Annotated in this window: 13 protein-coding genes and 1 pseudogene; all 14 read left to right on the forward strand. The window is 32.4% G+C overall.

The annotated features are described in order from the left end of the window. Nucleotides 1-358, forward strand: a pseudogene (locus tag DFQ10_RS18655) (MBOAT family O-acyltransferase); the annotation flags it as partial. Nucleotides 359-364: 6 nt separating this feature from the next. After that, nucleotides 365-1,315 carry a hypothetical protein gene (locus tag DFQ10_RS04150; protein WP_115816102.1) on the forward strand — a complete coding sequence of 317 codons (951 nt, stop codon included), beginning with the start codon at nucleotides 365-367 and terminating at the stop codon, nucleotides 1,313-1,315. A 13-nt stretch (nucleotides 1,316-1,328) separates the two neighbouring features. Next, a complete protein-coding gene (locus DFQ10_RS04155; RefSeq protein ID WP_115816103.1) occupies nucleotides 1,329-2,408 on the forward strand; it encodes a sulfotransferase family protein in 1,080 nt (359 codons plus the stop codon). A 13-nt stretch (nucleotides 2,409-2,421) separates the two neighbouring features. Further along, a complete protein-coding gene (locus DFQ10_RS04160) occupies nucleotides 2,422-3,564 on the forward strand; it encodes a glycosyltransferase family 4 protein (protein ID WP_115816104.1) in 1,143 nt (380 codons plus the stop codon). Continuing rightward, complete coding sequence (locus DFQ10_RS04165; RefSeq protein ID WP_115816105.1) at nucleotides 3,557-4,717, forward strand: glycosyltransferase family 4 protein; 1,161 nt, start codon at nucleotides 3,557-3,559, stop codon at nucleotides 4,715-4,717. Before DFQ10_RS04160 ends, DFQ10_RS04165 begins: the two co-directional genes overlap by 8 nt. After that, on the forward strand, nucleotides 4,714-5,496 hold the full coding sequence (locus tag DFQ10_RS04170) for a sulfotransferase domain-containing protein (protein WP_115816106.1): 783 nt from the start codon (nucleotides 4,714-4,716) through the stop codon (nucleotides 5,494-5,496). Before DFQ10_RS04165 ends, DFQ10_RS04170 begins: the two co-directional genes overlap by 4 nt. Continuing rightward, nucleotides 5,486-6,493 (forward strand): glycosyltransferase, encoded by a 1,008-nt coding sequence (locus DFQ10_RS04175; RefSeq protein WP_115816107.1) that lies wholly within the window; start codon nucleotides 5,486-5,488, stop codon nucleotides 6,491-6,493. The genes DFQ10_RS04170 and DFQ10_RS04175 overlap by 11 nt, the downstream gene beginning before the upstream one ends. Next, nucleotides 6,493-7,584 carry a glycosyltransferase family 4 protein gene (locus DFQ10_RS04180; RefSeq protein ID WP_115816108.1) on the forward strand — a complete coding sequence of 364 codons (1,092 nt, stop codon included), beginning with the start codon at nucleotides 6,493-6,495 and terminating at the stop codon, nucleotides 7,582-7,584. The genes DFQ10_RS04175 and DFQ10_RS04180 overlap by 1 nt, the downstream gene beginning before the upstream one ends. Then, nucleotides 7,577-8,740, forward strand: a complete 1,164-nt coding sequence (locus DFQ10_RS04185) for a glycosyltransferase family 4 protein (protein ID WP_115816109.1) — start codon at nucleotides 7,577-7,579, stop codon at nucleotides 8,738-8,740. The genes DFQ10_RS04180 and DFQ10_RS04185 overlap by 8 nt, the downstream gene beginning before the upstream one ends. A gap of 85 nt (nucleotides 8,741-8,825) precedes the next feature. Beyond that, nucleotides 8,826-9,284, forward strand: coding sequence for an acyltransferase (locus DFQ10_RS04190; RefSeq protein ID WP_115816110.1), 459 nt, complete (start codon nucleotides 8,826-8,828; stop codon nucleotides 9,282-9,284). Nucleotides 9,285-9,328: 44 nt separating this feature from the next. Further along, the gene (locus DFQ10_RS04195) at nucleotides 9,329-10,492 is read left to right on the forward strand and encodes a hypothetical protein (RefSeq protein ID WP_147299171.1); all 1,164 of its coding nucleotides are present in this window, start codon (nucleotides 9,329-9,331) and stop codon (nucleotides 10,490-10,492) included. Continuing rightward, entirely contained in the window at nucleotides 10,489-11,457 is a 969-nt protein-coding gene (locus tag DFQ10_RS04200; protein WP_115816112.1) for an acyltransferase family protein, read from the forward strand. Before DFQ10_RS04195 ends, DFQ10_RS04200 begins: the two co-directional genes overlap by 4 nt. Further along, nucleotides 11,457-13,595 (forward strand): bi-domain-containing oxidoreductase, encoded by a 2,139-nt coding sequence (locus DFQ10_RS04205; RefSeq protein WP_115816113.1) that lies wholly within the window; start codon nucleotides 11,457-11,459, stop codon nucleotides 13,593-13,595. Before DFQ10_RS04200 ends, DFQ10_RS04205 begins: the two co-directional genes overlap by 1 nt. Further along, nucleotides 13,576-14,778, forward strand: a complete 1,203-nt coding sequence (locus DFQ10_RS04210; protein WP_115816114.1) for a delta-aminolevulinic acid dehydratase — start codon at nucleotides 13,576-13,578, stop codon at nucleotides 14,776-14,778. The genes DFQ10_RS04205 and DFQ10_RS04210 overlap by 20 nt, the downstream gene beginning before the upstream one ends. The last annotated feature ends 1 nt before the right edge of the window (nucleotide 14,779 follow it).

Here is a 14,779-nt window from a genome sequence, read left to right on the forward strand (position 1 = left end):
TGTTGCTTCAAATAAAATGTTGCCAAGTATAAAAGAGATTTTTCAAATAGGTGTCACTTTTGTATTAACATGTTTTGCATGGATATTTTTTAGGGCAGACAACATTGCACATAGTATAGATTATATCAAAAATATTTTTTTAATTAATAAGGGACAATCAATAGTTCCTACGGTTTTGATAGTTTTAATATTTTTCTTAATTGGCATAGAGTGGTTTGGGAGAAAAGAGACTCATTCTTTAAGTAGATTAATTAAATTACCTTTCGTGTTTCGGTACATGTTATATGTCCTAGTGTTACTTTTAATAGTATTATTTATGCCAAACGAAGCTAATTCATTTATATATTTTCAATTTTAAGTTATAATGAAGTTATTTTTATATAAATCCGTTGCTCTTTTAATTGTTGTTACAATTCTTTTTAAATTGTTAGATGTCCTGGCTGTATCTGGTTTATCTAATTTGAAGGATGATGATTATAAAGATTTAGATTTACTCTATAATAATAAAATAGACGACGAGCTTTTGATTCTTGGTTCATCAAGAGCATGGAACCATTTTGATATAAAAGTAATAGAAGAGCAAACAGGAATAAAATCTAGAGTAATTGGTTTGTCTGGTGCAGATTTTAACATGCAAAGAGCGCTTTGGGAACAAGCCTTAAGTTCCGAGAATGATGTTAAGTATATTGTGCATGTTGTTGGCGCCTTAGAATTTTCTAGAAGAGAAGATGGCATTTTTAAGAAGTATAAATTTTTTCCATATTTTAATAACCAATATGTATATTCTAATTTATCGAACATTCAACCTGATCTTTGGAAAGATAAGTATGTGCCACTGTATAAGTTCCATGGGAACTATAAATATTTTTTAAAAGGGATAAAGTCTAAGTTCAAACCAAATACATCAAGTTTATATACTAAGTATAAGGGATATAGAGGTTTTGAAGATATATGGGACGGTGAGATTAAGGTAGACTCAAAAGTGATTTCTCAAGATGATATATCTTTAGCTACTAGTTTTATAAGAGATGAGGCTCAATTAGCCAATGAGAAAGGGAAAGTTTTGATTATAGTGTATGCTCCTGAGTTTAGTCAAACTAATGCCATTTTTAAAGGAAAACAGACTATTTTAAATAAATTAGAAAGTGTAGCGTCAGAAAATGATAATGTTTACTTTTTTAATTATAGTGAATGGGAAGGAAATACAGATGTTAAATTATTTCATAATGCAACACATTTAAATGCTGTTGGAGCAAAGATCTTTAGTCAATCATTTGTTAAGGATATGATTGAAGTCTTAGATATAAACAATTAAAATTATAATGTAAATGTCAATAAATACCTCTCACATAGTTTTCATTATTAGCAATGCGCGTTCGGGAAGCACAATGTTAAGACAGTTATTAAATACAAATCCGTCTATAGGAATTCCTGAACGAGAGTATGGATCATTACTTTCTATATTAAAAAAAATAGAGGTTTATGGTGATCTTAGTATTAAAGAGAATTTTGAGAAGTTTTATCTAGACAATGAAAATATTGCAGAATTAGACTTAAAAAAAGGAGGGTTTGAAAATGCTAATACATTTAAGCTAGAGGAGTCGTTGTGGTTTAATAGTCTTTCTGAATTTAGTTTTCAATCCGTTTATGCTAAGCTCTTATATCACCATTCAGAGATCTTTGGAAAATCGCAAGAAAATTTAAAATGGTTAGGGGATAAATCTCCACAACATATTAAGAATATAAATTTGCTTATAAAACATTTTCCTAATGCAAAGTATATTTTATTAACACGTAACCCAATAGACATAGCACTTTCTCAGGATAAATTTTCATTTAGGCACTATAAATTTATAAATAAGGAGTCCCTAAATAAAGCTTGGAAAAAGCTAAATAAGAAAGATAATACTGTATTGCTAAAGAGAATTGGTGCGTGTATTAAAAACATCACTAAGGCCAGGCAGATTTTTCAAGATAAAAATATTGATTATATAGAAGTGAATTATGAAGAGCTTTTAGGGGATTCTAATACCTTTTTTGATACGGTTTCCGAGTTCTTAAAAATTGATAATGAGTTTGATTTAAAAAAATTAAGAATCAAAGAAAGTCAGTCAGGAACAAAAAAAGGGACAAATGAATTACTTGTTAACAATATTGATAAATATAAATTACAATTATCCCCTAGTTTTATAAAGAAAATCGAATTAGTTTTTGGTAAAGAGTTATATAAAGCAACAGATAAAAAGGCCACTTATATAGACCTAAAAAGTCTTAATTTAAATTATAATTACTGGGACACTTTAAATTACATAAAAAATATATTTATGTCATTTGTACCAGTTGTAGGTGTTTTTAAAACCGTAAAACTTGTGTTTAAAAAATATGTTTCTAAAAAGAGGAACCTTTAAATTAAATTAATCAATGAAACTAGCCATACTAGCACAAGCTTATTTATTTGATAAAACAGCTCCAATTAATGGCACTTTAGTGCAGCTTTATAATTTGACGCAAGGGTTTAAATCAAAAAATATAGATGTTAACTATATCGCAGTTACCAAAGACACCACCAAACCAAAAGATGAGATTATAGAAGGCGTGCACTTTTATTGGATACAAGCGCGACCAGGCATGTTAGGTTGGAAAAAAACAATGAATGATTATAGGTCTATCCTCAACGAGGTAAAACCAGATGCTGTATATGTGAGAGGAAGAAATGTAATGCAATATGTGGCTGGTACTTATGCTAAAGCGCATAACATCACATATGTTTGGGGTACAAATGGAGATGATAGTGCCGAATTCAATAAAAATGTAAAACGCTTAAGAGAGTCTGGTAAATCAATATTAAAAAAAGCATTTTTATACCCTATTAAGGCTTACGAAGATAAGTATATCAATAAAGGTATGAAAATGGCGCAATCTGTTGTTAACCAATCTGAAGAGCAAAAATTAGCAACCAAAAAGCATTTAGGTAAATCTGGTACGGTAATATCGAGCTACTTTTTTATGCCTATTCAAAAAATTGAGACCAAAGAAAATGTAATATTATGGTTGGCTAATCTGTCTAAAGTTAAACAACCAGAACTTTTTGTTGAAATTATAAAGAAAATTAAGGTCTCCGATTGGAGTGCTGTTCTAGCAGGTGGAACAAATGTAGCATCATATCAAACACACATAGACGAGTTGTCTGCAGGAACAATAATCAAAACTCTTGGAAGAGTAGATTTTAAAGCATCGTTTCAATATTATAATCGCGCAAAAATTTATATCAATACAAGCCAACCAGATGCAGATGGTTTACCAAATGCCTACATTCAAAGTTGGTTGAGTGGAGCAATAGTATTATCATTGCATCATGACCCAAATCAATGGATGAAAACACATAATATTGGGTATTGTTCAAACGGAGATGTCAATAAATTAGCACTAAAATTACAAGAGTTAATTGAGAGCCCTGACATGTTATCCCAAATGAGTGCAAATGCAAAAACATTTGCAAAACAGCAATTCTCTAACGATAGTATCATTGAAAGCTATGTAAAGTTATTTCAACAAAATGCATAAAGAACATAAAATAACCTTTGTAATGCTTTGGCATATTAGTGAGCGTGGTGGTGGTGCAGAAGTGCAAGCCAATTATTTAGCACAAGAGCTTGCTGAGCGTGGTTATAATGTGTCTTACGTTTGCCAAACTACGAAAGCAAGTAAAGTCAATACAACGAGTATGGTTAATGGAGTAAATGTGCTTTGGCTTAAGCCTGCTAATAAGTTTGTATGGCTAAATTGTAAAGCGTATTTAAAGGCATTTAAGTCATTAACTCCAGATATTATTATTCAACGCAACTCATCTCCACTCTTATGGGCTTCTGCACAGTATAAAAAGAAGTCATCCGCTAAATTAATATGGGTATGCACCGATAATTTAGCTCCATTTAATAATTTTTTCACCAAGCGTTATAAGGCTAGAAATAACAAAAAAGAAGTGGGCTTAATAAAATATAGTATATTTTATATAAATGCAGTGATTAGTGATAAACTAAGAAATGCAGCCATGAAAGGAGTGAGTAGGGCCTTTTCTCAAAATGAATTTCAAAGACTTAATATTAAAAAGAATTTTGGTTTAGAGAGTTCTAAAATGATTTCAGGACATCCAACTCCAGAAAATAGGTCTCGAGAATTAAATGTGAAAGGGATTAAAAACATCTTGTGGTGTGCCAATTGGGGAAAGCATAAAAGACCAGAATTATTTGTAAATTTGGCGCGTAATATGGCAGACAGCAAGTACAATTTTATAATGATAGGTGGACATAGTGATAAAGGGTATGTGGATCAATTATTAAAAGATTGTCCTAAAAATTTAAAAGTTACTGGTCAGTTGCCTTTTGAGGAGGCTTTATCTTATTTTAATGAAGCATCACTGTTTGTAAACACATCAACTCCAGATGGAGATGGTTTTCCAAATACATTTATACAAAGTTGGTTAAGAGGAGTGCCTGTGCTAAGTTTTGGGTTTAATCCAGATGAGGTCATTACCAAAAATCAATTAGGATTTGTAGTACAGTCTGTTGAGGAGGCTAAAGATACTTGCATTCAATTATTAGAAAATGATAAAGCTTTTGTTGATCTTTCGAGTGGTGTATCTGACTATGCAAATAAAAATCATACCGTTACAGTAATGACGGACCATTTTATAAATACATTAAGTAAAAATTCATGAAATATTTTTTTATAACATCATTAGGGAGATCAGGAACCAAATTCTTTGCGAATATGTTAAATCATTCTAATGAGGTCATGTGTTTTCATGAACCGTATAGAGAGGATTATGTGAGTCTACCTTTATCTTATTATGCTAGTGACTTAAAAGTGTTAGAGAGCAATCTGCAAGAGCGGTTTAAAGATGTTGAGCTCAAAACGAGTGCAGAGTCTAGCTGTAATTATTATGGTGAAGTCAATTCATTATTGCGCTATAACACCACTTGGTTAAAGAATAACCTCAATGCTAAAGTAGCACACGTTGTAAGAGATCCTAAAAAAGTAGTGCCTTCTATTTATTCAAGAAATGTATATAAAAACGGAAGTTCACATTTAGAAATTGTGCCTCAAAATTCAGATCCTTATGCTAGCCAATGGGGAAAAATGAGTAGATTCGAAAAAATTTGTTGGTACTGGACGCATACAAACAATAGGCTTTCTGATGATTTAGATAGATGTTTCAAATTTGAAGACTTAATTTCAGACTACGGTAAATTTCAAGAACTCATTAACTACCTAGAGATTCCTATGATACCAGAATCCGTATGGAAAACGGAAGTTTCAAAGCCTAAAAACACGTCTAAAACAGCAATTTTCAGAGTAAAAGCAAAATCAATGCTGCAGTTTAAAGAGTCAGACGTTGAGCTTATTGGTGGCTATAACGAGTGGTCCGAAGATATGAAGAAGAGCTTTAATGCTATTTGTGGAGACACAGCAAAAAAAATGGGCTATGGCATCTAACATAAAGATCGAATGGCTTACCAAGTCTTTGGCCATGTACAATGCTTTTGTTTCAGAAAAAAGCGTAGCGCATGTTAGGGGAGGGCGAGTTTATGAGTTGTTAGCTATAGATGTTTTAAAGAAAAATTATGAGGTGGCTATTAATAAAGCGTTAATAAAAACCACGAATACAATAAACTATATTTTTCAAAATCATAAGTCAAAAATTAATGGAGATATATGTGTTATTGATCCATACCTTCTGGCTTTAGGGAAATTCAATGGTAAAAAAAAGAATATTGCAATTGTGCATCATATAGACGAAGACATTTTTAATAAAAATCTGATGTCTAAAATCTTTTACTTCAATTTAAAGAGAAATCTAAAAAAGATGAATGCCGTTGTGGTAGTGTCTGAAGTATGGAAGACTACACTTACCAACATAGGTGTTAATAATGTGAAAGTCATATACAATGCATTTGATATTAAAGATTATGAGTTTTCATATGACGAAAAAGAGATTTTTAAAAAGAAATACCATTTAGAAGGCATCAAACCAGTAGTTTATATAGGGCCAAATAGTCCAGGTAAGGGTATTAGTGAAATATTAGAGGTAATTGATCAAGATAAATACAACCTTGTAGCCACAGGCAAAGTAGATGTCAGTAATAAAAATGTAAAAACCTTCTTTTTTTCTGAAGAAGAGTTTCCGCTATTTTTAGCATGTTGCGATGTGGTATTATGTATGTCAACCATGACTGAAGGTTGGAACAGAATTGCCCACGAAGCCTTATTGTCTAAAACACCAGTAATTGGTTCTGGTACAGGTGGCATGCTAGAATTATTAGAGAATGCAGACCAAATTATGGTTAAGGATATAAATGAGTTAGATAAACATATAGCACGTAGTATAGAAAACACAGATCAATATACCACCGCAGGTCATAAATACGCTAGTAAATTTGATTTAAACTATTTTAAGTCAAGTTGGAACGCACTAATAGAAGAACTCGCATAATGAAAATACTCTGGCTCGCACCAAATTTTAATCACTATAAAGCACGTTTTCTTAATCATTTAGCAGAAGAGAATGGTATTAATCTTACCATTTTATCGGGTACGGGAAGAGATAACATGGGAGATGAAGAACTTCATACACAATGGAGTTTTAAGCAGCTTAAAGTCAATGTATCTAAAAAAGACTTCGGAAATTCAAAAGTGGTAAAACAGGAATTGAAAAACGTATTCGGTAATTTTGACTGGATTTTAATTCCTGCAGAAAAAAAGAACCTACCCTTATTTTTATATGCTAAAAATCTTAGAAAGAAAAACTCAGGCGTAAAGTTGTTTTCCTATAACCATCCTATTTTAAAATCAGGTAATGGGAAAATTACATTTATAGATAAAGTGTTGACGAAGTTTTATTATAAGAGTTTTGATCGCGTAATTTTTTATACACATAAAAGTTGTGATTGGGCTGTTGAGAATAAACTAATTAATTCTAAAAAAGCCTATTGGGCTAACAATACAATAGATAATACTGAGGTAGAAAAGTTTTATACATTTCAATTACCTCCAGAAAATGAAACCAGAATAGTTTTTATAGGACGACTCATTGCATCAAAAAAAATCGAAGTACTTATAGAATATATTCAAAAACTTAAAAGAACAATTCCAGATTTAAAACTAGATATTATTGGTGATGGTCCTGAGAAAGCTATTGTAGAACATGCTTTAAAAGAAAACGAAGACATATATTGGCATGGTACTTTGGTAGATGAAGCTAAAATTGCGCCAATTATGAAGAAGGCAAGTCTAGTGTTTATTCCAGGGCATTCAGGATTGTCTATTAACCATGCCTTTGCTTATGGTAGACCTTATGTCACTTTAGAAGGGCCTAGCCATGCGCCAGAGTTAGAGTATATTGAAGAAGGTAGTAATGGTTTTGTGCTTAAAGAGGATGTAGATGCCAATGTGAGCAAGATTGAAAATCTATTAGTAAATCGAGGTGTATTAGAACAATTCTGTGAAAATGCGAAACTAAAAGGTATGGACTTATCTGTACAAAACTGGGTACAACAAATAAAAACGAGTTTATTAGATGAGTAAAAAGCCAAAAATACTATTTATTGGACCGACACCTCCTCCATATTCTGGTCCCGAATTAAGTATGCAACAGTTTTTAGAGTCTGAAACGTTAAATACAGCCTTTGATATTAAGTTTCTTAAAACCAACTTTAGAACTGACAATACAAAGAAAGGAAAGTTAGATCTATCCATGCTGACTAACTTTTTTATTTACTTTTCTAAACTATTAAAGCTACTCATTACAAATAAACCTAAATGTGTATATTATCCCATTACACCAACACAAATTGGTTGGATTGGACGAGATGTATGGACCATTTTATTAAGTAAATTATTTGGAGCAAAAGTCATTATTCACTTAAGAGGTAGTCACTTTAAACTTAATTTTCAACAATTTAATGGGCTTATAAAAAAAATGGTTGGTATAAGTTTAAAAAAGGTGGATTGTGCTATAGTGCAAGCCAATTACTTAAAAGACCAATTTCAACCCTTTGTTCCGGAGCATAAGATGGCAGTGTTATATCAGGCTATGGATATAGAGCAATACGCTAAAAGTGATGATAGTCAGATAGAAGAAGGTAAAATATTGGTCATGGGTCATATGACGAAAGCCAAAGGTTATACGGATATTTTAAAAATAATTCCTCAAATTTGCCAAGAGTTTCCATGGGCAACCTTTTGTTTTGCAGGTAATATAAGAAAAGGGGAACGTGGTGTATTTTATAATCAGTTTACAGGCGAGAAAATCACGTATGAAGATCCGTTTGAAGCAGAGGCAAAAATTTTAAACTCAGAGTACAAAAAGAATTATGTGAACCTGGGCATTATTAGTGGTGAGGATAAAATGAAACATTTGCAGTCAACTGATATATTTTTAACAGCGTCTTACTCGGAAGGGTTTTCACGTTCACTTTTAGAAGCCATGTCTATGGGCAAACCAGTAGTGTTTACACCAGTAGGCGCACATAAAGAAGTGTTTAAGGATAAGGTGCATGGGTTTTCGTTTGTGCCAGGGGAATTAGAACAGTTAAAGAAGGCTTTGCAAGAGGCTTTAAGATATAATGAAAAGCGCAGAGCCATAGGAGAAGAAAATAGAGCGTATGTAGTTTCTAATTTCTCTATTGAAAAAATTGCGAATGATTTTAAAATTATTATTTCAAATACATTGACAGCATAATACATTCATAATTAAATTTCAATACCCAAAGAAATGATGATATGGATGTACCATGTGACCATTGAAAAACAATAAATATATACACATGAAAACTATAATTCGAAAATTAATACATTATTTAGGTAATGTGCTTCGTTTTTTTCAAATGTCGTTTTTAAAAGCATCTGGAGCTACCATTGGAAAAAATTCGATGATCAGTTTAGGGGCTAAAATAGATGTAAGACGTGGTAAAGTGACTATTGGTGATCATTGTTTAATTACGCATGGTTGTTACATACTATCACACGATGGTGCGGCACATATCATTAATCCAGAAGATAATGGTACAGGGTATGTAACTATTGGAGATCATGTGTTTATTGGTGTCAACTCAGTAGTGATGCGTAATGTTACTATCGGTAACCATGCCATCATTGGTGCAGGTTCCGTAGTGAATAAAGATATTCCTGAAGGAGTGGTTGCTGCAGGAAATCCAATTAAAATATTAAAAACCTTAGACAAGCCATATAGACCTTTACCTAAAAAGCATATGGACGTATCATGATAATCATACCAATATTAATACTCTTTGCTATAATCTTGGCCAAATTGAAAAAAGGCATATTTGCGGCCTTTTTGGTTTTGGTGGCTACGAAATCAATAGTAGATGCATTTTGGAATATTAGAATGGGACCGTTATCTTTTGGCTCCATAGGTGGTTTATTAATTCCTATTTTGTTTTACCCTACCCTTTTAAATAGAAAAAACTTCCCAAAATCATGGAGGTTAAATGCAACATTTTTATTTCTAGCCTTATCTTTGAGTTTTATTCTGGCATTGCCTGTAAAGCTTTCTGCGACTTTAGAGTTGTTGATTTTGAATCTCAATATTTACATGGGTTTTTTTTTAATTCCATCGTTAATTACTAATAAAAAGAGATTAAAGCAATTACTTTTGGCTATTATAATTTGTGGACTTTTCCCAATAGCAGTTAGTCTGTTTCAGTTTCAAACGGGTATTATTTTTTATGCCAGAGAAACGGTTGGTTTAACGAGATATGTGGGCTTTTATCATGATGCATTTCCAGTTCGGTTTTATGGTTTAATGACCTTATTGGCAATCTTGATGTATTTTCAGTTTTTCAAGCCTCAAAGATTTTTAAAATATTTTTTATACGGAGTCACATTTTCTGCTTTATTTTCAGTTTATCTGGTTTTTAGTAAAGCTGGGGTTGGGATTACTGGATTATGGATAGCGTTAATAATGTTTTTTTCTAAATCTAAAGTTAAGCAAACAATTGCAATTGCTGTTGCTCTAATAGTGGTGTCTGTAATGTTTGGAGATGTTATCTATGGGAATATTGAGCAGTTATTTAGTAAAGAAACAGGCTATCAGGCAGGAGAGATAAAAGATGCGAGATATACGTTGGCAGGTAGAGGTTATGTTTGGCAAGAATATTGGGATTTTTGGACAAACGAGCAGCCTTTGTTTTTTCAGATTTTTGGAGATGGACTTACACGACCAACGCATAATGAGTTTCTTAGACTTTTATTAATTAGTGGAGTAGTTGGAGTTGTAATATTTGTATTCTTTATAATAAGAATGTTTAATAGTGTTTTTAAAGCCAATCGCGAGTATAAATTATTTGGTCTAATGCTATTAACCATGTTTATAGTTGATTGTACGGGATTAATGCCAGGTAATTATTATTTCTATAATATTTTAGTTTGGGGATTAATCGGATTGACCACGTTAAATAAGTCCTTAGAATGAAAAATCCTAAATTAAAGCGTTTACTGGACGTCGATGTAGCTATCGGAATTTCTATTATCTTAGTAGTATATGGTCATTTGTATTTAGATGACAGTCTCCCGCAATGGTATATCAATTCTCGTAAAATCCTCTACAAATTTCATATGCCATTGTTTATGTTTTTTTCTGGGTTTTTAATGTCTTATTCCTATAAGAGAATAGAAACGTTATCAGCATATAACAATTATATTAAAAAAAGAATTAATAAATTTATTCCTGCCTATCTTTTGTTTTCATTTATTTTTATTGGGTTTGAATATATAGCAAATAATTATTCCCTGTCTAAGTTAAAGTTAGACATTATAGATATGTTAGTATATCCTTCAAAAGCACCTGCAGGTTTTTTGTGGTATATATATGTTTTATTTCAATACTATTTGATTTTTCCATTGTTAAAAAGGTTAGTACGCAAAAATTATATTTTAGCATTAGTTATTGCAATTGCTTTTCAGTTTTTAAACTTTACTAACGTATTGAATTTCGACCTATTTAGTTTTTACTTATTGTATATTGTTTTAGGCATTATTGCAACTCAGTATCTAGAGTTATATTATAAGTACTTAAAAAAAGTAGGTTGGTTGTTTATATTTATTTTTGCAACTTTGGTTGTGGTTGATAGTTATTATGCAATTCCTAAAGTTTTGTTTGGTATAGTGTCAATACCTCTAGTGCATTATTTAGCATTAAAGCTCGTTGTTTTTAAAATTGCAAACTATCTAGCAGACATAGGAAGACACTCTTACTACATCTATTTAATGAATACATTAGTGATGGGGTCTTTTTATCTTTTGATCATCAAAAAATTAAACTTCGAATTTTCTCTACCAATAATGCTCATTTTCTTTTTACTCGGTTTATTTTTGCCCATGTTTATATTTAAAAAGATAATTAAGCCAAATAGGTTTCTTAATAAAATTATAAAATAATGCAACAACTCACACAAAAGCTAGGTTCTGGCGATATGATTATTCAAGACGTACCTTATCCGCAATTAGGAAAAGGCATGGTGATCGTTAAAAATCACTATTCTATAATCAGTGCTGGTACAGAAGGTTCAACAGTCGTGGCAGCGCGTAAAAGTTTAATTGGTAAGGCAAAAGAGCGCCCACAACAAGTAAAGCAGGTCATCGACACCTTAAAAAAACAAGGGCCAATTCAAACCTATAGAGCTGTAATGAAAAAATTAGATGCATACTCTCCATTAGGATATAGTTGTGCAGGAGAAGTCATTGAAGTTGGTGAAGGTGTAACGGAATTTGAGGTGGGAGATAAAGTGGCTTGCGCTGGCGCAGGTTATGCTAATCATGCAGAAATTGTTGCGGTGCCAATTAACTTATGTGTAAAACTAGATAATAATACCAACCTAAAAGATGCAGCTTATAATACTTTAGGAGCTATTTCTATGCAAGGTGTGCGTCAAGCAGATTTACGTTTAGGAGAATCTTGTGTCATTATTGGTCTAGGTTTATTAGGCCAATTAGCAGCATTAATATTAAAAGCTTCTGGTGTAACGGTCATCGGAATCGATGTTTCTGAAGCTGCAGTAAAACAAGCAGTAGATAATAAAGTAGTTGATTTAGGCTTAACTAGAAATGCAGCAGGAGTAGAAGAACAAATACAAGCCGCAACAAATGGTTATGGAGCAGATGCTGTAATTATTGCAGCAGCAACAGCAAGTTTAGACCCTATTAATTTTGCAGGTGCTATTGCACGTAAAAAAGGAAAAGTGGTGGTGTTAGGTGCTGTGCCAACTGGTTTTGAACGCGACCCATTCTGGTATCGTAAAGAGCTAGAATTAAAAATGGCCTGTTCTTATGGTCCTGGACGTTATGATCTTAATTACGAAGAAAAAGGAATCGATTATCCGTTGCCTTATGTGCGTTGGACAGAAAAACGAAACATGGAAGCGTTTCAAAATTTAATCGCGACTGGTAAAATCAATATCGATTATTTAACCACGCACGAGTTTGAGTTTGATAATGCGAAAGAAGCATTCGATTTAGTAGTGTCTAAAGCGGAACCGTTTACAGGTATCGCTTTAAAATACAATACGGAAAAATCAGCTAATAAAACTAAAATTGCAACTTCAGAATCAGAGCAATTAGGAAAAATAAACATTTCATTTATAGGTGCTGGTAGTTATGCACAGGGAAATCTATTGCCAAATATACCAGAAACCAATGACGTTGCTAGAGTAGGAGTACTTACAAACACGGGTACAACTTCTAAGCGTGTTGCCGAGAAATTCAAGTTTCAATTCTGTGCTACAGAAGAAGCTGATGTGTTAGATGACAAAACCAATACGGTTTTTGTTGCGACGCGTCACGATTCTCATGGTCCTTACGTTTTAAAAAGTCTAAAGGCAAACAAAAATGTATTTGTTGAAAAACCAATATGTTTACTAGAATCAGAATTAGAAGAGATCATAGAAGCACAATCTGAAGCTAAAAAAGCAGTAATGATTGGTTTTAATAGACGTTTTTCACCATTAACAGATAAGCTTAAAAAGGCTGTAGGTAACAATCCTATGACCATGTTATATAGAATTAATGCAGGTGCTATTCCTGGTGATACTTGGATTCAAGATTTAGAAATTGGAGGTGGTCGCGTTTTAGGTGAGGTATGTCACTTTATCGATTACTTAACCCATCTTAATGGAAGTCTTCCTGTTAAAGTGTCGGCTTCAGCATTACCTGATGCCAATAAATTAAATGATACGTTGAATATTTTAATTCAATTCGAAAATGGATCATCAGGAGTAGTAGCGTATTATGCTAACGGCTCTAAGTCTATGACTAAAGAATATGTTGAGGTATTTTCTGCTGGAATTTCAGCAACCTTAAACGACTTTAAAGAATTAAAAATTTACGGTAAAGGAAAACCTAAAAAGGATAAGATTTTCAATCAAAATAAAGGTCAGAAAGAAATGGTTGAAGCTTTTGTTAATGGCTTATTAACCGATGGCAAAGCACCAATTCCTTTTGAAGACATTGTAGCGGTAACCAAAGCGTCATTTAAAGTTTTAGAATCTGTAAAACGTGGAGGTGAGCAAGTTGAAATCTAATATAGCATCAAGTTTTAAACATCTTAAAAGCTATTGTGAAGCCGAAAACTTTAAAGGTTGGGATCCTTATGATGGGATGAACTCTAAGGTTTTTCAAGCTTTACCATTAAAACATTGGGATTTAGCAAGATTAGCTTGGATACAAGGTTTTAAAAGAAGTCCAATTAATTTTAGGAAGCTGCTTTTAGTGCCAAAAGAACATAACACTAAAGGCTTAGCGTTATTTCTTTTAGGGTATTGTCGCTTATATAAACTAGCTGAAACTGGTAACGAAGATTTTGGAACTAAAGACCAGATTTTAGAACGTATCAATGAACTTTCAGAATTACTATTAGGCTTAAGGTCTAAAGGCTATTCGGGTTCGGCTTGGGGTTATAATTTCGATTGGCAAGCAAGACGTTTGTTTCTTTTTAAGAAGTATACTCCAACGGTTGTAGCCACTTGTTTTTGTGTAGAAGCTTTATTAGAAGCATACGAAATCACAAAAAATGAAACCGTTTTAAAAGAAACCTTAACTGCTGCCGATTTTGTGGTCAATGATTTATCGAGAACAAAACATCAGAGAGGAATTATTTTCTCATATAGTGTGCTAGATGGTAATAATACGGTTATTAACGCATCGTTATTAGGGGCTAAAATATTAAGTTATTCTTATAAGTATACCAAAAACCAACAACATGCTGATTTAGCAAAACAGGCTGTAATTGCGGCTTGCGATTTGCAAAGCGAAGATGGGTCTTGGATTTATGGCTTACTACCCATTCAATCTTGGATAGATTCTTTTCATACCGGATTTAATTTAGATGCTATTGAAACCTATCAACAAAATACGGGAGATCAAAGTTTTCAAAAGCATTTAGATTCAGGATTAAAATACTATCTAGAAAATTTCTTTGAAGCGGATGGTATGCCAAAATATTATCACGATAAAACATTTCCTATAGATATTCATTGTCCTGCTCAAGTTATAGTCACCTTATCTAAAATGAATGCTTTTCAGCCTAATGAAGTATTGCTTTCTAAGGTGTTACATTGGACGATTGATAACATGCAACATAAAAAAGGGTATTTTTATTACCAGTATAGACAAGGTATGAGTTCTAAAATTTCTTATATGCGCTGGAGCAATGCGTTTATGTTTAATGCAATGGCTCATTATTTACTAGAAACAAAACCAGAATAAT

The organism is Winogradskyella eximia, from assembly GCF_003386165.1.
Classification (GTDB): domain Bacteria; phylum Bacteroidota; class Bacteroidia; order Flavobacteriales; family Flavobacteriaceae; genus Winogradskyella; species Winogradskyella eximia.

Excerpts from the sequence above, each read along its gene's own strand:
- DFQ10_RS04150 (WP_115816102.1), top strand. The coding sequence starts at position 365 with ATGAAGTTATTTTTATATAAATCCGTTGCTCTTTTAATTGTTGTTACA.
- DFQ10_RS04155 (WP_115816103.1), top strand. The coding sequence starts at position 1,329 with ATGTCAATAAATACCTCTCACATAGTTTTCATTATTAGCAATGCGCGT.
- DFQ10_RS04160 (WP_115816104.1), top strand. The coding sequence starts at position 2,422 with ATGAAACTAGCCATACTAGCACAAGCTTATTTATTTGATAAAACAGCT.
- DFQ10_RS04165 (WP_115816105.1), top strand. The coding sequence starts at position 3,557 with ATGCATAAAGAACATAAAATAACCTTTGTAATGCTTTGGCATATTAGT.
- DFQ10_RS04170 (WP_115816106.1), top strand. The coding sequence starts at position 4,714 with ATGAAATATTTTTTTATAACATCATTAGGGAGATCAGGAACCAAATTC.
- DFQ10_RS04175 (WP_115816107.1), top strand. The coding sequence starts at position 5,486 with ATGGCATCTAACATAAAGATCGAATGGCTTACCAAGTCTTTGGCCATG.
- DFQ10_RS04180 (WP_115816108.1), top strand. The coding sequence starts at position 6,493 with ATGAAAATACTCTGGCTCGCACCAAATTTTAATCACTATAAAGCACGT.
- DFQ10_RS04185 (WP_115816109.1), top strand. The coding sequence starts at position 7,577 with ATGAGTAAAAAGCCAAAAATACTATTTATTGGACCGACACCTCCTCCA.
- DFQ10_RS04190 (WP_115816110.1), top strand. The coding sequence starts at position 8,826 with ATGAAAACTATAATTCGAAAATTAATACATTATTTAGGTAATGTGCTT.
- DFQ10_RS04200 (WP_115816112.1), top strand. The coding sequence starts at position 10,489 with ATGAAAAATCCTAAATTAAAGCGTTTACTGGACGTCGATGTAGCTATC.
- DFQ10_RS04205 (WP_115816113.1), top strand. The coding sequence starts at position 11,457 with ATGCAACAACTCACACAAAAGCTAGGTTCTGGCGATATGATTATTCAA.